The sequence below is a fragment of the Streptomyces sp. NPDC002206 genome, assembly GCF_053593595.1.
On record NZ_JBSFCW010000026.1, the window covers coordinates 48,021 to 69,195 of the forward strand.

Consider the following 21,175-nt stretch of genomic DNA (forward strand, 5'->3'; position numbering starts at 1 on the left):
CGATCCGTCGGCCGGGGCCCGCGCCGCGTCCGGCCGACGTCGGGTCAGGTCGCGCCAGGAGTCATGTGCCGATCGGCGGAACCCCCGTGCTGTTTCACCCATCTAAGCCTTCGCCAGTTTGTATGGAGTTGGGCCAAAACGACCGCAGATGGGGACGCCGTGCGCGATATCAGCCGAAGGAGTCTGCTCACAGCCGGACTGGGAGCCGCGGCTGCCATCGGGATGGCGGGCTGCGGTTCCCCGAACTCTGCCGAAACGAGCGGGTCGGGCTCCGGCACCGGGGAGCGGGCGGGTGGCAAGGCCGAGGGGAGCGGGGCCGGGGACAACGACGTGCGGGAGATCGGGGACGGTTCCACCGCTGACTCCGGAGAGCAGCCGAACCAGCCCTCCGCGCCGGTCCCGCTGGAACCCGGGCAGACCCCGCCGCAGTTCGTGATCTTTTCCTGGGACGGGGCGGGCGAGGTCGGCACCGGGCTCTTCGCGCGTTTTCTCGAACTCGCCAAGGACCACGACGCGTCGATGACCTTCTTCCTCTCCGGGCTCTATCTGCTGCCCGAGTCGAAGAAATCCCTCTACCGACCGCCGAACAACGCCATCGGCGCCTCCGACATCGGGTATCTCACCGATGACCACATCAAGGCGACGCTGGACCAGGTGCGCCGGGCCTGGCTCGACGGTCATGAGATAGGCACGCACTTCAACGGGCATTTCTGTGCCGGCTCCGGATCGGTCGCCCACTGGACGCCCGCCCAGTGGGAGAACGAAGTCGATCAGGCGGTCTCCTTCGTCACCGAATGGCGCACCAATACCGGCTGGACCGATCTCGACCCGCTGCCTTTCGACTACCGCAAGGAACTCATCGGCGCCCGCACGCCCTGTCTGCTCGGCCAGGACAATCTGCTGCCCACCGCGCGCAAACTGGGCTGGCGCTACGACGCGAGTTCGCCCGGTGGCACCCAGATCTGGCCGGAGAAGCGCCAGGGCCTGTGGGATCTTCCGCTCCAGGGCATACCGTTCCCCTGGCACTCGTTCGAAGTGCTGTCGATGGACTACAACATCCTTGCCAACCAGTCGAAAAACTCCACCCAGGGAATGCCGTCGCGCTTTCCGGCCTGGCGTGAGCAGGCCATCCAGTCGTATCTCGCCGGTTTCGAGCGGGCGTACGGAACGAATCGTGCGCCCTTCTACATCGGCAACCACTTCGAGGTGTGGAACGGCGGCATCTATATGGATGCGGTCGAGGAGACCCTCAAAAGGATCGCGGGGAAGCCGGATGTACGGCTCGTCTCGTTCCGGCAGTTCGTCGACTGGCTCGATGTCCAGGACCCGGCCGTGCTTGCGAAGCTCCGTACCCTCGAGGTCGGCGAGTCGCCCGGCGGTGGCTGGAACACCTTCTTTAAACAGGCCTGACAACGGTCTTTACGGGCACCGAGGGGGGTGCGCAAGATCTCCGAAACCGCCATGCGAAACTTTTCACATGAGCTCTGGCCGCGCACCCCGACGCCGCTTCACCCTGCTCGCCGCCCCCGCAGCGGCCGCCGCACTGGCGCTGACCCTGACCGCCTGCGGCGGTGACGGCAACAAGGCCGGCGGTGGCGGCAACTCCCACTTCGTCACCGGCAGTGGCGGGATCTCCACCGTGGCCAGGGCGGACCGCCAGGACGCGCCGAAGCTCGACGGGGCGACGCTGGACGGCAAGCCCCTCGACGTCGCCGACTACAAGGGCAAGGTCGTCGTGCTGAACGTATGGGGCTCGTGGTGCGGCCCCTGCCGGCTGGAGGCCAAGCACTTCGCGAAGGTGTCGAAGGAGACCGCGAGCCAGGGTGTCCAGTTCATCGGGATCAACACCCGGGACGCCGAGAAGGGCCCGGCGGTGAACTTCGAGAAGGACAACAGCATCACCTACCCGAGCTTCTTCGACCCGATCGGCAAGCTCATCCTGCGCTTCCCCAAGGGCACGCTGAACCCGCAGGCCATTCCGTCGACCGTGGTCATCGACCGGGACGGGAAGATCGCGGCCCGCACCCTCGTCGCCCTCGACGACGTCAAGCTCCACAAGATGATCGACCCGCTGATCGCGGAGAAGTGATCACGTGCTCACGCTCGCCGCGACCACGGGCATGAACACGACCGTGTTCAACGGGGCCCTTCTGGTGGCCCTGCCCATCGCCGTGCTCGGCGGACTGGTCTCGTTCTTCTCGCCGTGCGTGCTGCCGCTGGTGCCCGGCTACCTCTCCTACGTCACCGGGGTCAGCGGCACGGATCTGGCCCAGGCCAGACGGGGGCGCATGGTCGTCGGCGCCTCGCTCTTCGTGCTCGGTTTCTCCGCCGTGTTCGTCTCCGGCGGCGCGCTCTTCGGCTATTTCGGGCAGCGGCTGCAGGATCACAGCGAGGTCATCTCCAAGATTCTCGGCGTCCTGATGATCCTGATGGGCGTCTTCTTCATGGGGCTGATGCCCTGGATGACCCAGCGCGAATTCCGCATCCACAAGCGGCCGGTGTCCGGCCTCGCCGGAGCGCCGCTGCTCGGGGTGCTGTTCGGGGTCGGCTGGACACCGTGCCTCGGCCCGACGCTCACTTCTGTGCAGACACTCGCCCTCGAACAGGGGACCGCCGGGCGCGGGGCCGTACTGACCCTGGCGTACTGTCTCGGACTCGGCCTGCCGTTCGTGCTGGCCGCAGTCGCCTTCCGCAAGGCGCTCGGTGCCTTCGGATGGGTCAAGCGCCACTACGTATGGGTCATGCGGATCGGCGGCGCAATGATGATCGTGACCGGACTGCTCCTGCTGACCGGTGTGTGGAGCAGCATGATGCAGGAACTGCAGGGCTGGTCCAACGGCTTCACGGTGGGGATCTGAGTTCCATGAGCAACACCAAGACCAACGCGGCCGAAGAGCGCGCGAACGAGCGCGAGCGCCAGAGCCGGCAGGAGCGGGAGAACGCGGCCGAGCTCGGCGCGGCCGGCTCGCAGCTCTCCACGGCACCCCGCGAGGAAGCCCTGGTCACACTGCCCGCCATGGGCGTCATCGGCTGGGCGCGCTGGTTCTGGCGCCAGCTCACCTCGATGCGGGTCGCGCTGATCCTGCTCTTCCTGCTCTCGCTCGGGGCCATCCCCGGCTCGCTGATCCCGCAGAACAGCGTGGACGAGCTGAAGGTGCAGACCTTCAAGGAAGCCCACACCACCGTCACGCCGATCTACGAGAAGCTCCAGTTCTTCGACGTCTACAGCTCGGTGTGGTTCTCCGCGATCTACATCCTGCTGTTCGTCTCCCTCATCGGCTGCATCGTGCCGCGCACCGGCCAGTTCATCGGCCAGCTGCGCAGCCGGCCGCCGGGCGCCCCCAAGAGGCTGACCCGGCTGCCCGCGTACACGACGTGGCGCACCGACGCCGAGCCCGAGCAGGTCCGCGAGGCCGCGCTCGCGATCATGCGCAAGCGGCGCTTCCGGGCGCACGCGGACGGCGATGCGGTCGCCGCCGAGAAGGGCTATCTGCGCGAGGCCGGGAATCTGATGTTCCACGTCGCGCTGATCGTCATGCTGGTGGCCTTCGCCACCGGCCAGCTCTTCAAGTCCGAGGGCGGCAAGCTGATCGTCGACGGCGACGGCTTCTCCAACACGCTGACCCAGTACGACGACTTCAAGTCCGGATCGCTGTACGACACGGACTCGCTCGCCCCGTTCAGCTTCACCCTCGACAAGTTCGTCGGCACGTACGAGCGCAACGGCCCGCAGATCGGCACCCCACGCAAGTACGAGGCCCACGTCACGTACTCCGAGGGCGCGTACGGCAAGCCGAAGAGGGCCGTCATCAAGGTCAACGAGCCGCTGGTGGTCGACGGCTCCAAGGTCTATCTGATCGGGCACGGCTACGCCCCGGTCGTCTCCGTCAAGGACGGCAAGGGCAAGGAGGTCTACAAGGCCGCCGTTCCGCTGCTGCCGATCGACAGCAATGTCACCTCGACCGGTGCGATCAAGGTGATGGACGGCTACCGCGACAAGAACGGCAAGAAGGACCAGCTGGGCTTCCAGGCGTTCTTCGTGCCGACGTTCGCGGGCAACGGCAAGGGGACGATGTTCTCCCAGTTCCCGGCCGCGGACTTCCCGGTACTGGCCCTTAACGGGTACCACGGCAGCCTCGGTGTCGACTCCGGTCTGCCGCAGAACGTGTACCAGCTGAACACCTCGAAGATGGAGGCGTTCAAGGACAGCAAGGGCGACAAGCTGAAGCAGCGGCTGCTGCCCGGCGAGACGATGAAGCTGCCGGACGGCGCCGGATCGATCACCTTCGAAGGCATCGAGCAGTGGGCCAGCTTCCAGATCTCGCAACAGCCCGCCAGCGGCTGGGCGCTCACCGGAGCCATCGGGGCCATCGCCGGTCTGGCCGGTTCGCTGTTCATACAGCGGCGCCGGGTCTGGGTCCGGGCCGTACGCGGAGCGGACGGCGTCACCGTCGTCGAGATGGCGGGCCTGGGCCGCAGCGAGTCCGCGAAGCTTCCCGAGGAGCTGGCCGATCTCGCGGTCACACTCCATGACATGGCGCCCACCGCGCCCGACGACGCATCTGCCGAAGCACTTTCCGAAGAACCTGCCGAAGGGGCTGAGAAGTGAATCTCGCCGCCGCAACCAACGAGAATCTGGCGCACACCAGCAATGTGCTGATCTATTCGTCGATGGCCGTCTACACCATTGCCTTCTTCGCGCACATCGCGGAGTGGGTGTTCGGCAGCCGCAGCAAGGTCGGCCGCACCGCCGCCGCGCTGACCGGGGCCGCCGACGCCTCCTCGGCGAAGATCCAGGTCCAGGTCGCGCAGAAGGGCGGCGCCACCGCCGTACTGGACCGACCGAAGATCATTACGCGTTCCGCCGCCGGTTCGCGTGACGTCCCGGACGGGCCCGGCGCCGCCGGCGGCACGTTCAAGGGCGATCTGTGGGGGCGGATCGCGGTCTCCATGACCGTGCTCGCCTTCCTCGTCCAGGCCGCCGGCGTCGTCGCCCGCGCGCTGTCCGTGCAGCGTGCCCCCTGGGGCAACATGTACGAGTTCTCGATCACCTTCTCCACGGTGGCCGTCGCCGCGTACCTGATCCTTCTCGCGCTGAAGAAGAACGTCCGCTGGATGGGCCTGCTGCTGGTCACGACCGTCCTGCTGGACCTCGGCATCGCGACCACCGTGCTTTACACCTCCAGCGACCAGCTGGTGCCCGCACTGCACTCGTACTGGCTGTGGATCCACGTCTCCACCGCCATCATCTGCGGCGCCGTCTTCTACATCGGTGCGGTCGGCACACTGCTGTACCTGTTCCGCGACAGCTACGAGAGCAAGCTCGCGAACGGCGTCGAGCCCGGCTCGTTCGCCCAGTCCGTGCTGTCCCGGCTGCCCGCCGCGGCGACCCTCGACAAGTTCTCGTACCGCGTCAACGCCGCCGTCTTCCCGCTGTGGACGTTCACGATCATCGCGGGCGCGATCTGGGCGGGCGACGCCTGGGGCCGCTACTGGGGCTGGGACCCCAAGGAGGTCTGGTCCTTCATCACCTGGGTCGCGTACGCCTGCTACCTGCACGCCCGCGCCACCGCAGGCTGGAAGGGCCGCAAGGCCGCCTACCTGGCGCTGATCGCCTTCGGTTGCTGGCTCTTCAACTACTACGGCGTGAACATCTTCGTCACCGGCAAGCACTCCTACGCCGGCGTCTGAGCCTCCCGCCCTCATCCGTACGGGTGCGGAACCCGCCCCATCGGGCCACGCTGGAACCATGAGCGACACGCACCCCGTGATCGAACGTGGTGCCGCAGAAACCGACGGCGACCGCCACATCCTGCGGTTCACGCTGCGGCTGCCCCACTCCGTGTCACGGGTGTGGGCAGCCGTTGCCAGTTCCGACGGGCTGCGGGACTGGCTCGCCGCCGCCGAACCGTTCGAACCGCGCATCGGCGGTGCGATCACGCTGCGCTGGCTCAACACGGACCAGGACGGGAACGCCACGGTCGCCTCCGGCACCGTCACCGCCTGGGACATCGAGCGGGTCGCCGAATACACCCTCGAAGGGGTGCACGGCCGGATCCGCTTCCACCTGGAGCCGCCGCGCGGCGACCATGTGGTGCTGCGCTTCACCAATGAGTTCCGCGGCGACGACGCGCTGCGGCTGGACTGCCTGGCGGGCTGGCACAACCACTTCGAGTACCTGGTGGAGGCGCTGGACGGGCGTCCCGCCGACTGGTCCGCGTGGACGCTCACGCGATGGCAGGAGCTGCGGGACGGGTACGCGGCGGACGGCGGTCGGGGCGGGGACTGACGGTCCGGGCGGCGGTGGCGGTCAGGGTGCGGACGGCGGGGGCAGGCAGTTCCGCGCCGGGGGCTTCCCCTCGGGCCAGGCGATCGCCACAAACCGCTGCGAGGCGTCCTCCGGCGCCTTCCGGCGCAGCGTCGGCAACGAATCGGCCGACTCCTGCCCCAGGGCGATCGCCCGCCGCGGATCGGGGCCGGAGCTGCCGGGTGCGCGCGGATACGGCGCCGCGGCGATGAACCGCAGCGCGCCCAGCCAGCGCATCACGTCGGTGAGCGCGAACGGCACCCGCAGATGGGTCACACACGCCCCGGCCCCGCCCAGCACCAGCTCCTGGTGCAGGCGGTGCGGGACGCTCGGGAAGCTGCCCCCAGGCACATAGGCGGCGCGGAGCGACTCGTGCACCGCACGCCACATCGCGTAGTGCGGATGGTCACCGTCCTGGAACCGCAGCCGGTGCAGCAGCGACCGCAGCAGCGGATCGGCGACGAAGTAGTCGGGACCGACCTGCCAGTCCTCCGCCAGCAGCACATCCCGTACGAGCAGGGCCACATCGCCGTCCATCGAGACCCCGCGCAGCCGCGTCCTCGCCAGCAGCCGGGCGGACTCCTCGCCGTGCGCGGCGGTCAGCACACTCAGGACGTCCGGACGTTGCCCCGGCAACAGCTGCTTCAGCAGCTCGTCCGCCGTCGTTGCCGAAGATCGCCTCGCGCCCGTACAGCTCTCTGCCCACAGCACCCCCGGTGCCGACACCACTTCTGAACTGTCACACCGTCAACAGCAGGATATCGATGGCGTGTTGGAGGGGGGTGAAGATTTTCGAACGATACGTGCGGTGCCGTCGACCGGCCGCGGACCCTCGTCAGCCGGCCGAGATCGCGTCCAGTTTCGCGCGCAGATACGTGTGGGAGTCCACCGGCTCGTGGGCGACCCGGCCGGTCGGCGCGGGCACCGACTCGACCGTGGTGCGCGGGTCGCACTCGTAGAAATAGACGAGCGACATCAGCTCCTCGGCGGGGGCGTCGGAGGGCGGCGGCAGCACCCGGTGCCGGCCCGAGCGCCAGCGGTCGCCCGTCCAGCGTGCCATCAGGTCCCCGATGTTGATGGTGAAGGCCTCGGGGTCGTACGGCGCGTCCTCCCAGCCGCCGTCGTCCGTGAAGACCTGCAGCCCGCCCTTGCCGGCCTGCCGGTCGAGGACCGTGACGGTGCCGAAGTCGGTGTGCGGGCCGATCCGGAACTGACCCGGCTCCGGCTCCCCGACCACCTCCGTGCCCGGATACCAGTTGATGTTGAAACCCCAGGTGGGATGCGTGGTGTGCCGGGTGAAGAAGTCCTCGGCCTCGCCGAGCGCCGCACCGAGCAGCTCCAGCAGCCGGTCCGAGAGCGTCCGCATCTGCGCGAGGTACTCCGTCACCAGGGCCCTCAGCTCGGGTGCCTCACGGGGCCAGGTGTTGGGCAGGAACCACTCGGCGTCGATCTCCGGGTCGCCGGTGGGGTCCTCGGCGGCGAAGGAGAGCGACTCCTTGAGGTCCGGGGGCGTCTGCGTACCCTCCGCACAGCCGTTGGCCTCGGCGCCGGGGCCGAGCCAGCCACGGCCGCCGACCTTGACGGCGTACGGCTCCTTCACCGCGGCGGGCAGCCGGAAGAACCCGCGTGCGGCGTCGCGGATCGCGGTCCGCAGCGCGGGGTCCACGCCGTGCCCGGTGACCAGCAGAAAGCCCGCCGCGCGCAGCGCCGCGTCGACAGTCGCGGCGGTCTCGCGGCGGCCCCGGGCGTCGCCGGAGAGCCACGGCCGCAGATCGATGGTGGGAATCCTGGGCTCACTCATCGCCGATGTCCTCGTTCCATACATCCGGGTGGTCCTGGATGAAAGCGCGCATCATGGCGGTGCACTCTGCGTCGTCGAGGAGCACGACCTCGACGCCGTGCCGGGCCAGCCAGTCGTGCCCGCCGTGGAAGGTGGCCGCCTCGCCGATGACCACCCGGGAGATCCCGAACTGGCGGACCAGACCGCTGCAGTACCAGCACGGCGAAAGGGTGGTCGCCATCGTCGTGCCACGGTACGAGCGCTGCCGCCCGGCGGCACGGAAGGCCGCGGTCTCCGCGTGCATGGACGGATCGCCGTCCTGGACACGGCGGTTGTGCCCGCGGCCGAGGAGCGAGCCGTCCGCCCCGTACAGCGCGGCACCGATCGGAATGCCACCCTCGGCCAGTCCGGCGCGGGCCTCCGCCACGGCGGTCGCGAGGCGCTCCCTGTCGACGTCACGGCCGGTGCCTCCGGCGTCGCCCCTGCCGTCGCCCCTGTCCTCCATGCCGTTCACTCTCCCGGTCACGGAACAGCGGGGCAACATGCGGTCCCCGGCCGCCCTTCGTCCTCAGTCGCCGGACGGGCTCGATTTCCGAGCGGGCCCGGCCCTGGAACGCGAACCGACAGCCGCTGTATCCGTGAACCTGCGTGCGGTTACGAGGCGGGCGGAGCGGACTCCTCCGGCCCGGCCCCGCTCTCGCGGCGCTTGAGCTCCTCCTCGCGGCGGCGCAGATCCGCCTCCCAGTCCTTGAGGAGCGACTCGTCCTTCTTGTTCTCCTCCTTCAGCGCCTTCAGGAATTCCGGATTGTCGTCCGGTGCCACCCACTCATGGCGGTGGTTGCGGTGCCATTCCGACGGCGTACGGCCCCCGGCGGGCGCGTGGCGCATCTTGCCCGCGCCCAGCCACACGAGCGGGCCCACGATCCAGAACAGCAGAATGATGAAGACCCAGGCGATCTTGGGCAGATGCTTGGCCTCGTCCTCCGGGGTGTTCAGACAGTCGATGAACGCGTAGATCGTCAGTGCCAGAGGCAGGAGATAGATCAAGGCCCGGAACATGGTGAAGGGTCCCCCCGCGAAGAGATGGCGGGGCGCTGTCCCGCCCCGGTGACGGGGCCAGGGTAGCCCGTGGCCGATACTTGTCCGCATGGCTTACGACGATCTTCGTTCCCTCCTCCGGGCACTGGAGCGCGAGGGCGAGCTCAAGCGCATCAAGGCCGAGGTCGACCCCTATCTGGAGGTCGGCGAGATCGTCGACCGGGTGAACAAGGCAGGCGGGCCCGCGCTGCTCTTCGAGAACGTCAAGGGCGCGTCCATGCCCCTGGCCATGAATGTCTTCGGGACCGACCGGCGGCTGCTGAAGGCGCTCGGGCTGAAGTCGTACGCCGACATCAGCGACAAGATCGGCGGCCTCCTCAAGCCGGAGCTGCCGCACGGCTTCGTCGGGGTGCGCGAGGCGTTCGGGAAGCTCGGCTCGATGGTGCACGTACCGCCGAAGAAGGTGAAGTCGGACAACGCCCCCGTGCAGGAGGTCGTCCTCACCGGCGACGACGTGGACCTGGATCAGCTGCCTGCGCTCTTCACCTGGCCCGAGGACGGCGGCTCCTTCTTCAACCTGGGGCTCACCCACACCAAGCACCCGGAGACCGGCGTACGGAACCTGGGGCTCTACCGGCTCCAGCGCCACGACCGGCGCACCATCGGGATGCACTGGCAGATCCACAAGGACAGCCGCAACCACTACCAGGTCGCCGCCAAGCGCGGCGAGCGGCTGCCCGTCGCGATCGCGTTCGGGGCGCCGCCCGCGGTGACGTACGCCTCCACGGCCCCGCTGCCCGGGGACATCGACGAGTACCTCTTCGCCGGGTTCATCCAGGGCAAGCGGATCGAGATGGTCGACTGCAAGACCGTGCCGCTGCAGGTCCCGGCGCACGCGGAGGTCGTCATCGAGGGGTGGCTGGAACCCGGGAAGATGCTTCCCGAGGGGCCGTTCGGCGACCACACCGGGTTCTACACGCCGCAGGAGCCCTTCCCCGCGCTCACCATCGACTGCGTGACCATGCGGAAGCGTCCGCTGCTCCAGTCGATCGTGGTGGGCCGGCCGCCGACCGAGGACGGCCCGCTGGGGCGGGCCACCGAGCGGTTCTTCCTGCCGCTCCTGAAGATCATCGTGCCGGACATCGTGGACTACCACCTGCCCGAGTCCGGCGGCTTCCACAACTGTGCGATCGTCTCGATCGACAAGAAGTACCCGAAGCACGCCCAGAAGGTGATGAGTGCCATCTGGGGCGCGCACATGATGTCGCTGACCAAGCTGATCGTCGTCGTGGACTCCGACTGCGACGTCCACGATCTGCACGAGGTCTCCTGGCGGGCGCTCGGCAATACCGACTACGCCCGGGACCTCACCGTCACCGAAGGCCCGGTCGACCATCTCGACCACGCCTCCTACCAGCAGTTCTGGGGTGGCAAGGCGGGCATCGACGCGACGAAGAAGTGGCCCGAGGAGGGCTACACCCGGGACGGGGGCTGGCCGAACATGGTCGAGTCCGACCCGGAGACGGCGGCGAAGGTCGACCGCCGGTGGAAGGAGTACGGGCTGTGAGTGCGGCCGAAGCGGCGCTGGGCCCCGGGCCCGCGCAACCGACCGGCAGGGTCAAGGCGTTCTTGCGGCTCGTGATGATCGAGCACTCGGTCTTCGCGCTGCCCTTCGCCTACATCGCCGCGCTGAGCGCGATGTTCCAGCTCGACGAGAACATCCACTGGGGGCGGCTGCTGCTCGTCACCGTCGCGATGGTCGGGCTGCGCACGTTCGCGATGGCCGCGAACCGGATCATCGACCGCGAGATCGACGCCCGGAACCCACGTACCGCCAACCGTGAGCTGGTCACCGGTGCCGTCACCGTGAAGTCGGCGTGGACGGGTGCACTCGTCGCCGTCGTCGTCTTCCTCGGGGCCGCCGCCCTGCTGAACCCGCTCTGTCTGGCGCTCGCGCCGATCGCCGTCGTGCCGATGGTCGTCTACCCGTATGGCAAGCGGTTCACCTACTACCCGCACGCCATCCTCGGTATCGCACAGGCCATGGGGCCCATCGGCGCCTGGCTCGCGGTCACCGGCAGCTGGTCGTGGGAGGCGGTGATCCTCGGCCTCGCGGTCGGTGTCTGGATCGGTGGCTTCGACCTGATCTTCGGCTGCCAGGACGTGCAGGCGGACCGCGCGCACGGCGTGCTCTCGGTCCCGGCCCGTTTCGGCATCCCGGCGGCGCTCTGGGGTGCCCGGGTCTGCCACGTGGTGACGACCGGCCTGCTGGTCTGGTTCGGGCTCGCGACGGGCGCGGAACTGTTCTACTGGATCGGCATGGTGATCGTCGCCGTGGCGTTCGTGTACGAGCACCGCGTGGTGCGGCCGCACGACCTGTCCCGGCTGAACCGGGCGTTCTTCTCCGTCAACGGGTTCATCGGGATCGCGCTGTTCGCATGTGCCCTGCTGGATCTGCTGGTGCGCGGCCTCACACCGTAGAAGCAGGGGGCACGGGGCGGGTGGCGCGGCGCGGGCGGCGGAACGCGAACGCCGCGCTCACCCCTCCGATCAGCCCGAACAGATGCCCCTGCCAGCTGATCCCGGAGTCGGTCGGCAGGACGCCCCACAGCAGTGAGCCGTAGACCACGGCGATCACGACGCCCACCACTATGTCGAGCGGTCTGCGGTCGACGAAGCCGCGGACCAGCAGATAGCCGAAGAGGCCGAAGACGACACCGGACGCGCCGAGCGTGACCGTGTGCGGCGGCGCGGTCAGCCAGACGCCGAGGCCGCTGGCAACGATCACGGTGAGGACGACGGCGGCGAAGCGTCGTATCCCGCCGAGGGCGGCGATGAAACCGAGGACCAGCAGCGGGAGGGTGTTGGAGGCGACATGCTGCCACCCGCTGTGCAGGAACGCGGCGGGCACGATGTCGAGCAGCTCGCCCGGCTCGCGCGGGGTGATGCCGTAGGTGTCGAGCGCCTGGCCGGTCGCCATGTCGATGGATTCGAGCACCCACAGCAGTGCGATCCAGCCCAGCATCAGCGCCCCGGCGGTCATCGCCCGTGCGGAGGTGCCTGTACGGGTACCGGTCATGGCCGCCCCCTGTCCGTGGCCTGTTCACAGCCGTCCGCGGCCCTGTCCCTGGCCTGTCCTTCATCTGTCGGAACGCCCGAAACCCCTCGCTCGGTTCCGCAGGCCGTGCGCCGGATAGGCTCGGGTGTGTGGAATCCGGGACTTCAGTGAGTCAGCAGCAGCGACAGCCTTGGATTGTCGGGGTTTCCGGTGCTTCGGGCACACCATTCGCCGCCGCCGTGCTGCGTGGTCTGCTGGCCGCGGGGGAGAGCGTCGATCTGGTGGTGAGCCGGGCCTCGCGGCTGACGCTCCTGGACGAGACCGGGATCGCCTTCCGTGACGCGCACTGGCAGGAGGACCTGCGGAGCTGGCTGGCACGCGGGGCGGACGGGAAGCCGCACACCTTCGATGTGGAGGTCGACCGGGTGCGGCACTGGGCGGCCGGTGATCTCGCGGCCGGGCCGTCCTCGGGCTCGTACCCGGCGAAGGGGATGCTGATCGTGCCGGCCTCGACGGCCTGTGTGGCCGGAGTGGCGCTCGGGCTTTCGAAGGATCTGCTGCAGCGGGCCGCGAGCGTGACGCTCAAGGAGCGGCGGAAGTTGGTCGTCGCGGTGCGCGAGACGCCGCTGAACGGTCAGACGCTGAAGCATCTGGTGGCCCTGGACGAGGCGGGCGCCGTGGTGCTGCCCGCCTCTCCGGCGTTCTATGCGGGCGCGACGCACATCCAGGACCTGGTGGACTTCGTCGCGGGGCGGGTGCTCGACGCGGCAGGGGTGCCGCATCGGCTGTACCGCCGGTGGGAGGGGGAGCTCGGTGGCTCCCGTGACTGAGGCCGGGCCGGTGGGGCCGGGGGTCAGCGCTTCTTCGGGGCGCGCTGGATGCGGGTCTTGTCGACCTCTCGCGCGGCGGCGGGCTGGTGGGCACGCGAGCGGTTGGCCAGGTCCTGCAGCTCGCGCATCCGGGCGTAGGCCATCTCGATCGTGTACACGGTGTCTTCACTCCTGAGGATTCGAAAGAACTTCTTTGAAAATCTGAAAGATCTGCAGGGCGTGGACCCTGTGTGCCTTAGATTCTATACGTAAACTCGCGGTACTGCTGAACAATGGAAGGTTTCAGTCATATGGACGCGGTGGACAGGCAGCTCATCCAGGCCCTCAGGGAGAACGGCAGGGCCTCGTACGCCGAGCTCGGGCGGCTCGTCGGGCTCTCCGGACCCAGCGTCACCGACCGCATCAACCGGCTGGAAACCGCCGGTGTCATCACCGGCTACCGCGCCACCGTCGACGCCGCTTCGCTCGGTCTCGGGGTCACGGCCCTGATCGGCATCTCGCTCTCCGACGCCGCCGACCACGAGGACGTCGCACGCCGCCTCAAGGACCTCGCGGAGATCGAGGACTGCTGGTTCATCGCGGGCGACGACTCGTACATGCTCAAGGTGCGCGTCGGTGACGTCGACGGCCTGGAGAAGACCATTCGCAGGCTCAGCGGTACGAAGGGCGTCTCCCGCACCCGCACCACGATCGTGCTCTCCACCAAGTGGGAGAACCGGGTCGGGGAACTTCCCGAGGAGTCGTAGGCGTAACGTGGTGGAGCCCCCGGGTGACCGGGGTTCCACCGGGTGTCCCGGGGGAACGCACGTATCGCACAGCACGTCAGAGACATCTGGGAGGCAGCCGCATGGACGTCGGGCTCAAGCGCGAGCTGGAGGAGAAGGTCCGCGCAGGGGAGCGGCTGACCCGTGAGGACGGCATCGCCCTCTACGCGTCGGACGATCTGGCCTGGCTCGGCGGCCTCGCCCACGAGGTGCGCACGCGCAAGAACGGCGACGTCGTGCACTTCAACGTCAACCGGCACCTCAACATGACGAACGTGTGCACTGCGTCGTGTGCGTACTGCTCGTTCCAGCGCAAGCCGGGCGAGAAGGACGCGTACACCATGCGCATCGAGGAGGCAGTCCGTCTCGCGAAGGCGATGGAGGGCGAGAACCTCACCGAGCTGCACATCGTCAACGGGCTCCACCCCACGCTGCCGTGGCGCTACTACCCGCGCTCCCTCAGCGCGCTGAAGGAGGCCCTTCCGCAGGTCTCCCTCAAGGCGTTCACCGCCACCGAGATCCACCACTTCGAGACCATCTCCGGGCTCTCCGCCTCCGAGATCCTCGACGAGCTGATCGAAGCCGGTCTGGAGTCGCTGACCGGCGGCGGCGCGGAGATCTTCGACTGGGAGGTCCGCCAGCACATCGTGGACCACAACACCCACTGGGAAGACTGGTCGCGCATCCACCGCCTCGCGCACGAGAAGGGTCTGAAGACCCCGGCGACGATGCTGTACGGGCACATCGAGGAGCCGCGTCACCGCGTCGACCATGTGCTGCGGCTGCGTGAACTGCAGGACGAGACCGGCGGCTTCCAGGTCTTCATCCCGCTGCGCTACCAGCACGACTTCGTCGACATGAAGGACGGCAAGGTCCGCAACAAGCTGCAGGCGCGGACGACGATGGCGACCGGCGCCGAGGCGCTGAAGACGTTCGCCGTCTCGCGGCTCCTCTTCGACAACGTCCCGCACGTCAAGGTCTTCTGGGTGATGCACGGGGTGCAGACCGCCCAGCTCGCGCTCCAGCACGGCGCGGACGACATGGACGGTTCGGTCGTCGAGTACAAGATCACGCACGACGCGGACAACTACGGCACGCCGAACAAGCTGGGCCGCGACGACCTGCTGGACCTGATCCGGGACGCGGGCTTCCGCCCCGTCGAGCGGAACACCCGGTACGAGATCATCCGCGAGTACCCGGGGCCGGACGCGGCACGCCGCGAGTCGCCGCAGCCGATGCGGGTCTGACGCGGCCGGTTCGCTCCGCCGTCGAACTGCCCGGCGCGGATCTCTCTGTACGGAAGCCCCGGCCGCCGTTCCCGGCCGGGGCTTTCTCGCGTTGTGGACGGCGTTTGAGGCAACGGCGCCGTAATAACTAATCTGCCACTATGGCGCTTACATTTGAGGTGGATCCCACGTTCGACGGCACTCTGCGGGACGGCATCTGTGCACTCTGGGCCGATGTCTCCAACGCGGGTGGTGCCGTCGGCTTCGTGCCACCCGTCACCACTGAGGACGTCCGGCCCGAGCTGGTCAAGCACCTCGTCTCGATGGCCGAGGGGCGCACCCGGCTGCTGGTCGGGTACGACGAGAAGGGCGCCGTCGCCGCCACGGCCTTTCTCGTCCGCAACACCCACCGGCTGATGTCCCACTGGCTCTGGCTGTACACGGTGATGGTCCACCCCGGCCACCAGGGCAAGGGCTACGGCCGCGAGCTGATGACCGCCGCGGCGGATGCCGCCCGCGGGACCGACGGGATAGAGGCCATCCGCCTCACCTGCCGGGGCGGCACCGGGGCCGACCGTTTCTATGCGACGTGCGGATACAAGGAGGTCGGCCGGGTGCCCGGCGCGATCCGGGTCGCCGACGGGGACGACCGCGACGACATCATCATGCTGCTCCCGCTGGGGTGACTCGCCGGCCCGCCCGCCGAAGTGATCGAATTCGGGGCATGCTTCACTGGTCGGGCAGGGTTGTCGTACGTAGAGAGAAGGTCAGCCGTGTCCGCTGCCAAGCCGAGCGCAACGATCCGGTACACGCTGATGCGCCTCAGCATCTTCGTCGGCTGTCTCGTCGTCGTCGCGGTGGCTGTCACCTACGGTCTGCTGCCCTCCGGGCTCGGCGGATCCAACGTCATGTGGATCATCCTGCTCGCCCTGCTGCTCTCCGCGCCTCTCAGCTACATCCTGCTGCGCAAGCAGCGCGACGAGATGTCCGCACAGATCGCCCCCAAGATCGACCGCGCCAAGGCCCGGCTGGCGGCGAACCAGGACCAGGAGGACGGCGTCGCCCCGTAGTGCCGCGTTACCGCGTGAAGCCCGCGTGAGGCGGGGTAAGGGTTACGTAAGGTTCCTCACGCGCGCACCGTATTCGTTCGAAGCCCCAGTGTCGGAGCACGCGCTCCTGTGCTGGGGTTTCCGCGTTCCGTCGCGTGGTGCGGGGTGCATTCTCGTCAAGGCTTCCCAAAGAACATCTTTGAGGTTCTCAAAGTTCAAGTGTTAACGTGTTCGACATGAAGACAGCTGTGCGCCCCCGCCACCGAGCCGGCATTGAGCTCGTGGTGCGCCTGCATGTCGATCTCTGCCGCTGTATGTCCGCGGTCTGTTGCCGCAACGTCTGAACCGGCATCATGCAGCGGCGCCGCCCCTGACGCGGGCGCCGCACCCCCGTCCCCCCGCCCCATCCCCGTGCGCCCCGATGCGTCACATCTGGAGTGTGTCCGTGTCCGCGAATCCCGCGTCCGCCACCGCCGGCACCGGCCGGCAGTCCGGCTCCGGTTTCCGTATACCCAAGGTCCCGTTCTGGGCCCAGATCGTCGCCGGTCTGGTCCTCGGCGTGCTGCTCGGCTGGCTCGCCCGCAGCTACGACATCGGCTGGCTCTACACCACGCTCGACAAGGTCGGCCACATCTTCGTCCAGCTGCTGAAGCTGGCCGTCGCGCCCCTCGTCTTCTTCGCGATCCTGGTGTCGATCACCAACCTGCGCAAGGTCAACAACGCCGCCCGGCTGGCCACCCGCACCCTGCTCTGGTTCATGATCACCTCGCTGATCGCGGTCGCCATCGGCCTGGCGATCGGCCTGATCACCAACCCGGGCGCCGGCACCGGCCTGACCCCGAAGGACGGCGCCAAGCCTGACCACGCAGGCTCCTGGCTCGACTTCCTGACCGGCATCATCCCGGAGAACGTGATCACCCCGTTCACCGAGCTGAACGTCCTGCAGATCGTCTTCATGGCCGCCGTCGCCGGTATCGCCGCGCTCCAGCTCGGCGAGAAGGCCCAGCCGATCCTCACCCTCAGCGAGTCGGTCCTGGAGCTCCTCCAGAAGGCCCTGTGGTGGGTCATCCGGCTCGCCCCGCTCGGCACCGTGGGCCTCATCGGCTACGCGATCGCCGACTACGGCTGGGACCTGATCGGCAAGTACGCGACGTTCACCGTCGACGTCTACGTCGGTTGCGCCCTGGTGATGTTCGGCGTGTACCCGCTGCTGCTGGCCACGGTCGCCAAGGTCAACCCGCTCCAGTTCTTCAGGGGCGCCTGGCCCGCGATCCAGCTGGCCTTCGTCTCCCGCTCCTCGGTCGGCACGATGCCGGTCACCCAGAAGGTCACCGAGCGACTCGGCGTCCCGAAGGAGTACGCCTCGTTCTCCGTTCCGTTCGGGGCGACGACGAAGATGGACGGCTGCGCCGCGATCTACCCGGCGCTGGCGGCGATCTTCATCGCGCAGATCTTTGACGTCCAGCTGGGTGTCGGTGACTACATCCTGATCGCGTTCGTCTCGGTGATCGGCTCGGCGGCCACCGCCGGTCTCACCGGTGCGACCGTCATGCTGACCCTCACGCTGTCCACGCTGGGGCTGCCGCTGGAGGGCGTGGGCCTGCTGATGGCCATCGACCCGATCCTGGACATGATGCGTACGGCCACCAATGTGGCGGGCCAGGCGCTGGTCCCGGTGATCGTCTCGGCACGCGAGAAGATCCTCGACCTCGACGCGTACAACTCGGCCTCGTCCTCCCCGGTCGACGACGAGGTGCGCGACGCGGAGCCGGTGAGCGTGCCGGTCGCCGCGTAACGGCCACACCTTCGGCGAGCGCCCCCGGTCCTTCGAGGACCGGGGGCGCTCGCCGTTGTACGCGTACGAACGGGCCGGCTCGGTCAGGGGTGCTCGAAGGCCACTTCCGGGTTGCCGGTGCCGGGCCGGGCGGCAGTGGCCGGGTGTGCCCCGCAGACGCAGTCGCAGAAGGCCGCGACATGGTCCGGCCACGGTCCGTGCCGTGCGGGGACACCACGCGCAGGGGAATCGATGCCCCACCGCAGGGGGAGCAGGAGCGCGGGAAGACGTGACTTTCGGCGGAGGGTGAAACCGGCCACTGGACGTCCCGGGAAGGCTTCTCCGTACGACGCGCGAGGAGCCTGCGCCGTAGTCTTACCGAGGAGTGGCGCAGTGGGGTGGGAGGAAGTCGGACGTGGGTGCTGTGAAGAGCAAACGGATGCCGCGTGCCGTGCGCGAGCAGCAGATGATGGACGCCGCGGTGCAGACTTTCGGGCAGCGTGGCTACCGGGCCGCCTCGATGGACGAGATCGCGGAGCTGGCCGGTGTGTCCAAGCCGTTGGTCTATCTGTACCTGAATTCCAAGGAGGAGCTCTTCACCTCCTGTATCCAGCGCGAGGCAAAGGCGCTGGTCGCAGCGGTGCGGTCGGGGGTGGAGCCGGGGCTGCCGGCGGACCGGCAACTGTGGGCCGGGCTACGGGCATTCTTCACGCACACCGCGGAGAACCCGGACGGCTGGGCGGTGTTGCACCGGCAGGCGCGCACGCACGGGGAGCCGTTCGCCACCGAGGTCATGGTGATGCGGGACGAGATCGTTGCGTTCGTGACGGGTCTGATCGGCGCCGCTGCGCGCGAGGCGCACCACGATCCGGCGCTCCCTGACCGCGATGTGTCGGGCCTGGCGCAGGCGCTCGTGGGGGCCGCGGAGTCGCTCGCCGGCTGGGCGAACGACACCCCGGGCGTCTCGGCGAAGGAGGCCGCAGCCACGCTGATGAACTTCTCGTGGGCGGGCCTGGAGAACCTCATGCACGGCCGCCCGTGGGCGCCGCGGGCCCAGGCAGCCGCTCGGGCGTAGCGGCTGACCGGGTCAGGACCGCGGCTGCGCACCGTCCCGTGCCGTCGACCCGGTGAGGTGGACGCGGCCGCCGCTGCGGAGCTGGAAGGCGGTGCCTGCGCCGTCCACCGCGTACGTCACGGTCGCCGGGAGCAGGACGGGGGCCCTGAAGTCGGCCCGGACGTAACTGATCCTGCCCGGTTCGGCGGACTCGGCCAGACAGCGGGCGACCGTCCACATGCCGTGTGCGATGGCCCTCGGGAAGCCGAACAGCCGGGCGGTGAGCGGATACAGGTGGATCGGGTTCCGGTCACCCGACACGGCGCCGTAACGACGGCCCAGATCGCCGGGCAGCCGCCACTCGGCGACGGCGGGGAGTTCGGCTACGGGGAGCGCGGGGAGCCCGGCCTCGGCAGCGGGCGAGGCCCCGCGTGTCGAGTGACGGGAAAGATAGCCGCTGCGGGACTCCCACACCAGCTCGCCGCCCGACCGCGCCTCGGTCGCCATCGTCACCTCGGTGCCCCGCCGATGGGGCGACAACTCATCTGCGTACACGGTGAGTTCGATCGCTTCCGTGAGGTGCGGCGCCCGGTGCCGGGTGATCTCGATCCATGTGTGGACCAGCCCGACAACGGGAAGCGGGAAGCTCCGTCCGGTCATCAGCCGCATCGCGAGCGGGAAGCCCAGTACATGGGGGTACGTCAGCGGCAGCGGGCCCGACTCGGAGAAGCCGCAGATCCTGCTGTACGAGGCGAGGGGACCGGGTGCGATCCGTACGTCCCGGACGACCAGGCGGTCGGCAGGCAGCGCGGCGCCGGGCCGGCCCGCCCGCTTGAACGGGGACGTGACGGCGCCACGCACCAGTGACGCCGTCAGACCTCGGGAAGTGGCAGTGGCCGACATCGCCGTCACGCCCCGAGCAGGCTCTGGCCGCAGACCCGCACGACCTGGCCGTTCACGGCCGCCGAAGCGGGCTGGGCGAACCATGCGGTCGTCTCCGCGACATCGACCGGAAGACCGCCCTGGGCAAGGGAGTTCATCCGGCGGCCCGCCTCCCGGACGAAGAGGGGGACGGCGGCGGTCATCCTGGTCTCGATGAAGCCGGGGGCGACCGCATTGACCGTGATGCCGTGGTCGGCGGCGGCGCGCGGGGCCAGGGAGCGGACCAGGCCGATGATGCCCGCCTTGCTGGCCGCATAGTTCGTCTGACCGTTGTTGCCCGCGATGCCGGCGATGGACGCGGTGGCGACGATCCGGCCGCCCCGGTTGATGGTGCCCGCCTCGAGCAGCGCATCCGTGATGCGCAGCACGCTGTCGAGGTTGACCTCGACGACCTGGGCCCAGCGGTCGGCGGGCATGTTGGCGAGCCGCCGGTCGCGGGTGATGCCCGCGTTGTGGACGAGAATGTCCAGGCCGCCGGGGGTCGCGGCGGCGATCCGCTCGGTGGCGTCGTCCGCGGTGATGTCGAGCGGCAGCGCCGACGCACCGAGCCGGTCGGCGGTACGCACCAACTCGTCCTGGGACTGTGGGATGTCGAGGCAGATGACCTGCGCTCCGTCCCGCGCCAGGACCGAGGCGACCGAGGCGCCGATGCCACGCGCCGCACCGGTGACCAGCGCGGTGCGTCCGGCGAGCGGCGCGGCCGGGTCGGCGGCCGGATCGGGTGCGGCGCCGGTGAGTTCGACGACCTGGCCGCTGATGTACGCGGACCGGGGGGAGAGCAGGAAACGGAGGGTGGATTCCGCCGAGGCGGCCGCATCCGGTTCGATCCGGAGCAGCTGGACGGTGGCGCCCCTGCCGATCTCCTTGCCGAGCGAGCGCACGAACCCCTCAAGAGCCTGCTGGGCGGCCGCCTGATGATGGTCGTCGGCCGATGGCCGCACCCCGACGATCACGATCCGGCCACCCGGCGCCAGCGAACGCACGACAGGATGCAGCGCGGCGTGCACGTCCCCGAGCCCTGCGGCGGTGGCAACTGCCGTCGCGTCCACCACGATTCCCGCAGGGCGGGGTGCCTGTTCGGCGCTCCGGACGACCGTGAGGCCGGTCGCGGCGAGAACCACGCCCAGCTCCTGGGCAACGGCGGAGTCCCCGGCCGTGAGATGCAGCAGCGGGCCGTCCAGTGACTGCGTCTCCAGCGACCAGCGGCGCAGCCGCGCCGGCTGCGGAAGACCGAGCTTCCGGGTCAGAAATCGGCCGGGTGCTGTGCCGGTGAAGTGCAGATAGCGGTCGGCCATTGTCCAGACTCCCTGCGCGGTCGTAGATTTTACTACGGAGTAAGGTTACTCAAGAGTC

23 protein-coding genes are annotated in these 21,175 nt (G+C 69.0%); 15 read left to right on the forward strand and 8 right to left on the reverse strand.

Annotation, left to right across the window (positions count from 1 at the left end; genetic code table 11):
• Positions 1–159: 159 nt before the first annotated feature.
• From ACWCP8_RS31520 to ACWCP8_RS31545, 6 genes are all read left to right on the forward strand, one after another.
• Positions 160–1,410, forward strand: a complete 1,251-nt coding sequence (locus ACWCP8_RS31520; protein WP_451119569.1) for a hypothetical protein — start codon at positions 160–162, stop codon at positions 1,408–1,410.
• 67 nt (positions 1,411–1,477) lie between these two features.
• On the forward strand, positions 1,478–2,089 hold the full coding sequence (locus ACWCP8_RS31525; RefSeq protein WP_352265257.1) for a TlpA family protein disulfide reductase: 612 nt from the start codon (positions 1,478–1,480) through the stop codon (positions 2,087–2,089).
• Positions 2,090–2,120: 31 nt separating this feature from the next.
• Positions 2,121–2,858: a cytochrome c biogenesis CcdA family protein gene (locus tag ACWCP8_RS31530; protein ID WP_078852814.1), complete on the forward strand. Its 738-nt coding sequence runs from the start codon at positions 2,121–2,123 to the stop codon at positions 2,856–2,858.
• A gap of 5 nt (positions 2,859–2,863) precedes the next feature.
• Positions 2,864–4,609 (forward strand): cytochrome c biogenesis protein ResB, encoded by a 1,746-nt coding sequence (resB, locus tag ACWCP8_RS31535; RefSeq protein WP_451119571.1) that lies wholly within the window; start codon positions 2,864–2,866, stop codon positions 4,607–4,609.
• Positions 4,606–5,691 carry a c-type cytochrome biogenesis protein CcsB gene (gene ccsB, locus ACWCP8_RS31540; protein WP_267004594.1) on the forward strand — a complete coding sequence of 362 codons (1,086 nt, stop codon included), beginning with the start codon at positions 4,606–4,608 and terminating at the stop codon, positions 5,689–5,691. The genes resB and ccsB overlap by 4 nt, the downstream gene beginning before the upstream one ends.
• A 58-nt stretch (positions 5,692–5,749) precedes the next feature.
• Complete coding sequence (locus ACWCP8_RS31545; RefSeq protein WP_352265260.1) at positions 5,750–6,289, forward strand: SRPBCC domain-containing protein; 540 nt, start codon at positions 5,750–5,752, stop codon at positions 6,287–6,289.
• A 21-nt stretch (positions 6,290–6,310) separates the two neighbouring features.
• Here the strand turns inward: ACWCP8_RS31545 and ACWCP8_RS31550 are convergent, their stop codons facing one another.
• The 4 genes from ACWCP8_RS31550 to ACWCP8_RS31565 form a co-directional block, all read right to left on the reverse strand.
• On the reverse strand, positions 6,311–7,036 hold the full coding sequence (locus ACWCP8_RS31550) for a hypothetical protein (RefSeq protein ID WP_451119574.1): 726 nt from the start codon (positions 7,034–7,036) through the stop codon (positions 6,311–6,313).
• Positions 7,037–7,142: 106 nt separating this feature from the next.
• Positions 7,143–8,108, reverse strand: coding sequence for an isopenicillin N synthase family dioxygenase (locus tag ACWCP8_RS31555; RefSeq protein WP_382838655.1), 966 nt, complete (start codon positions 8,106–8,108; stop codon positions 7,143–7,145).
• Positions 8,101–8,592, reverse strand: coding sequence for a nucleoside deaminase (locus tag ACWCP8_RS31560; protein WP_352265265.1), 492 nt, complete (start codon positions 8,590–8,592; stop codon positions 8,101–8,103). The genes ACWCP8_RS31555 and ACWCP8_RS31560 overlap by 8 nt, the downstream gene beginning before the upstream one ends.
• A gap of 149 nt (positions 8,593–8,741) precedes the next feature.
• On the reverse strand, positions 8,742–9,146 hold the full coding sequence (locus tag ACWCP8_RS31565) for a PLD nuclease N-terminal domain-containing protein (RefSeq protein WP_313937844.1): 405 nt from the start codon (positions 9,144–9,146) through the stop codon (positions 8,742–8,744).
• A gap of 88 nt (positions 9,147–9,234) precedes the next feature.
• Here ACWCP8_RS31565 and ACWCP8_RS31570 point away from each other — a divergent pair, with 88 nt between their 5' ends.
• Together ACWCP8_RS31570 and mqnP are read left to right on the forward strand one after the other, a co-directional pair.
• On the forward strand, positions 9,235–10,692 hold the full coding sequence (locus ACWCP8_RS31570; protein ID WP_326604378.1) for a menaquinone biosynthesis decarboxylase: 1,458 nt from the start codon (positions 9,235–9,237) through the stop codon (positions 10,690–10,692).
• Positions 10,689–11,606 (forward strand): menaquinone biosynthesis prenyltransferase MqnP, encoded by a 918-nt coding sequence (mqnP, locus tag ACWCP8_RS31575; protein WP_352265268.1) that lies wholly within the window; start codon positions 10,689–10,691, stop codon positions 11,604–11,606. The genes ACWCP8_RS31570 and mqnP overlap by 4 nt, the downstream gene beginning before the upstream one ends.
• Here the strand turns inward: mqnP and ACWCP8_RS31580 are convergent.
• Positions 11,596–12,204 carry a rhomboid family intramembrane serine protease gene (locus ACWCP8_RS31580; protein ID WP_352265270.1) on the reverse strand — a complete coding sequence of 203 codons (609 nt, stop codon included), beginning with the start codon at positions 12,202–12,204 and terminating at the stop codon, positions 11,596–11,598. The two genes, mqnP and ACWCP8_RS31580, sit on opposite strands and share 11 nt — an antisense overlap.
• A gap of 146 nt (positions 12,205–12,350) precedes the next feature.
• Between ACWCP8_RS31580 and ACWCP8_RS31585 the strand changes: the two genes are divergently transcribed.
• Complete coding sequence (locus ACWCP8_RS31585; protein ID WP_030928013.1) at positions 12,351–13,013, forward strand: UbiX family flavin prenyltransferase; 663 nt, start codon at positions 12,351–12,353, stop codon at positions 13,011–13,013.
• Between the two features lie 23 nt (positions 13,014–13,036).
• Here ACWCP8_RS31585 and ACWCP8_RS31590 read toward each other — a convergent pair whose 3' ends face one another.
• The gene (locus ACWCP8_RS31590; RefSeq protein WP_267004604.1) at positions 13,037–13,171 is read right to left on the reverse strand and encodes a hypothetical protein; all 135 of its coding nucleotides are present in this window, start codon (positions 13,169–13,171) and stop codon (positions 13,037–13,039) included.
• 132 nt (positions 13,172–13,303) lie between these two features.
• Here ACWCP8_RS31590 and ACWCP8_RS31595 point away from each other — a divergent pair, with 132 nt between their 5' ends.
• The 6 genes from ACWCP8_RS31595 to ACWCP8_RS31620 all read left to right on the forward strand — a co-directional run bounded on the left by ACWCP8_RS31595 (position 13,304) and on the right by ACWCP8_RS31620 (position 18,901).
• Positions 13,304–13,759 carry an Lrp/AsnC family transcriptional regulator gene (locus tag ACWCP8_RS31595; RefSeq protein WP_030928011.1) on the forward strand — a complete coding sequence of 152 codons (456 nt, stop codon included), beginning with the start codon at positions 13,304–13,306 and terminating at the stop codon, positions 13,757–13,759.
• A gap of 101 nt (positions 13,760–13,860) precedes the next feature.
• Positions 13,861–15,024, forward strand: a complete 1,164-nt coding sequence (mqnE, locus tag ACWCP8_RS31600) for an aminofutalosine synthase MqnE (RefSeq protein ID WP_352265272.1) — start codon at positions 13,861–13,863, stop codon at positions 15,022–15,024.
• Between the two features lie 140 nt (positions 15,025–15,164).
• Positions 15,165–15,689 carry a GNAT family N-acetyltransferase gene (locus ACWCP8_RS31605; RefSeq protein ID WP_356000096.1) on the forward strand — a complete coding sequence of 175 codons (525 nt, stop codon included), beginning with the start codon at positions 15,165–15,167 and terminating at the stop codon, positions 15,687–15,689.
• An 87-nt stretch (positions 15,690–15,776) separates the two neighbouring features.
• Positions 15,777–16,073 carry a DUF4229 domain-containing protein gene (locus ACWCP8_RS31610; RefSeq protein WP_352265274.1) on the forward strand — a complete coding sequence of 99 codons (297 nt, stop codon included), beginning with the start codon at positions 15,777–15,779 and terminating at the stop codon, positions 16,071–16,073.
• Between the two features lie 424 nt (positions 16,074–16,497).
• Positions 16,498–17,847, forward strand: coding sequence for a dicarboxylate/amino acid:cation symporter (locus ACWCP8_RS31615; protein WP_352265276.1), 1,350 nt, complete (start codon positions 16,498–16,500; stop codon positions 17,845–17,847).
• Between the two features lie 418 nt (positions 17,848–18,265).
• Entirely contained in the window at positions 18,266–18,901 is a 636-nt protein-coding gene (locus tag ACWCP8_RS31620; protein ID WP_352265626.1) for a TetR/AcrR family transcriptional regulator, read from the forward strand.
• A 12-nt stretch (positions 18,902–18,913) separates the two neighbouring features.
• Here the strand turns inward: ACWCP8_RS31620 and ACWCP8_RS31625 are convergent, their stop codons facing one another.
• Both ACWCP8_RS31625 and ACWCP8_RS31630 read right to left on the reverse strand, forming a co-directional pair.
• On the reverse strand, positions 18,914–19,783 hold the full coding sequence (locus ACWCP8_RS31625) for a MaoC family dehydratase (RefSeq protein ID WP_451119608.1): 870 nt from the start codon (positions 19,781–19,783) through the stop codon (positions 18,914–18,916).
• A 5-nt stretch (positions 19,784–19,788) separates the two neighbouring features.
• The gene (locus ACWCP8_RS31630) at positions 19,789–21,117 is read right to left on the reverse strand and encodes a 3-oxoacyl-ACP reductase (RefSeq protein ID WP_382834246.1); all 1,329 of its coding nucleotides are present in this window, start codon (positions 21,115–21,117) and stop codon (positions 19,789–19,791) included.
• Between the last annotated feature and the right edge of the window lie 58 nt (positions 21,118–21,175).

What these genes read in the sequence shown, in the direction of transcription:
- ACWCP8_RS31595 (WP_030928011.1), top strand. Translation starts at nt 13,304, where the DNA reads ATGGACGCGGTGGACAGGCAGCTCATCCAGGCCCTCAGGGAGAACGGC.
- ACWCP8_RS31530 (WP_078852814.1), top strand. Translation starts at nt 2,121, where the DNA reads ATGAACACGACCGTGTTCAACGGGGCCCTTCTGGTGGCCCTGCCCATC.
- ACWCP8_RS31605 (WP_356000096.1), top strand. Translation starts at nt 15,165, where the DNA reads ATGGCGCTTACATTTGAGGTGGATCCCACGTTCGACGGCACTCTGCGG.
- ACWCP8_RS31565 (WP_313937844.1), bottom strand. Translation starts at nt 9,146, where the DNA reads ATGTTCCGGGCCTTGATCTATCTCCTGCCTCTGGCACTGACGATCTAC.
- ACWCP8_RS31525 (WP_352265257.1), top strand. Translation starts at nt 1,478, where the DNA reads ATGAGCTCTGGCCGCGCACCCCGACGCCGCTTCACCCTGCTCGCCGCC.
- ACWCP8_RS31625 (WP_451119608.1), bottom strand. Translation starts at nt 19,783, where the DNA reads ATGTCGGCCACTGCCACTTCCCGAGGTCTGACGGCGTCACTGGTGCGT.
- ACWCP8_RS31560 (WP_352265265.1), bottom strand. Translation starts at nt 8,592, where the DNA reads ATGGAGGACAGGGGCGACGGCAGGGGCGACGCCGGAGGCACCGGCCGT.
- ACWCP8_RS31555 (WP_382838655.1), bottom strand. Translation starts at nt 8,108, where the DNA reads ATGAGTGAGCCCAGGATTCCCACCATCGATCTGCGGCCGTGGCTCTCC.
- ACWCP8_RS31630 (WP_382834246.1), bottom strand. Translation starts at nt 21,117, where the DNA reads ATGGCCGACCGCTATCTGCACTTCACCGGCACAGCACCCGGCCGATTT.
- mqnE (WP_352265272.1), top strand. Translation starts at nt 13,861, where the DNA reads ATGGACGTCGGGCTCAAGCGCGAGCTGGAGGAGAAGGTCCGCGCAGGG.
- ACWCP8_RS31570 (WP_326604378.1), top strand. Translation starts at nt 9,235, where the DNA reads ATGGCTTACGACGATCTTCGTTCCCTCCTCCGGGCACTGGAGCGCGAG.
- ACWCP8_RS31620 (WP_352265626.1), top strand. Translation starts at nt 18,266, where the DNA reads ATGCCGCGTGCCGTGCGCGAGCAGCAGATGATGGACGCCGCGGTGCAG.
- ACWCP8_RS31580 (WP_352265270.1), bottom strand. Translation starts at nt 12,204, where the DNA reads ATGACCGGTACCCGTACAGGCACCTCCGCACGGGCGATGACCGCCGGG.
- ACWCP8_RS31545 (WP_352265260.1), top strand. Translation starts at nt 5,750, where the DNA reads ATGAGCGACACGCACCCCGTGATCGAACGTGGTGCCGCAGAAACCGAC.
- resB (WP_451119571.1), top strand. Translation starts at nt 2,864, where the DNA reads ATGAGCAACACCAAGACCAACGCGGCCGAAGAGCGCGCGAACGAGCGC.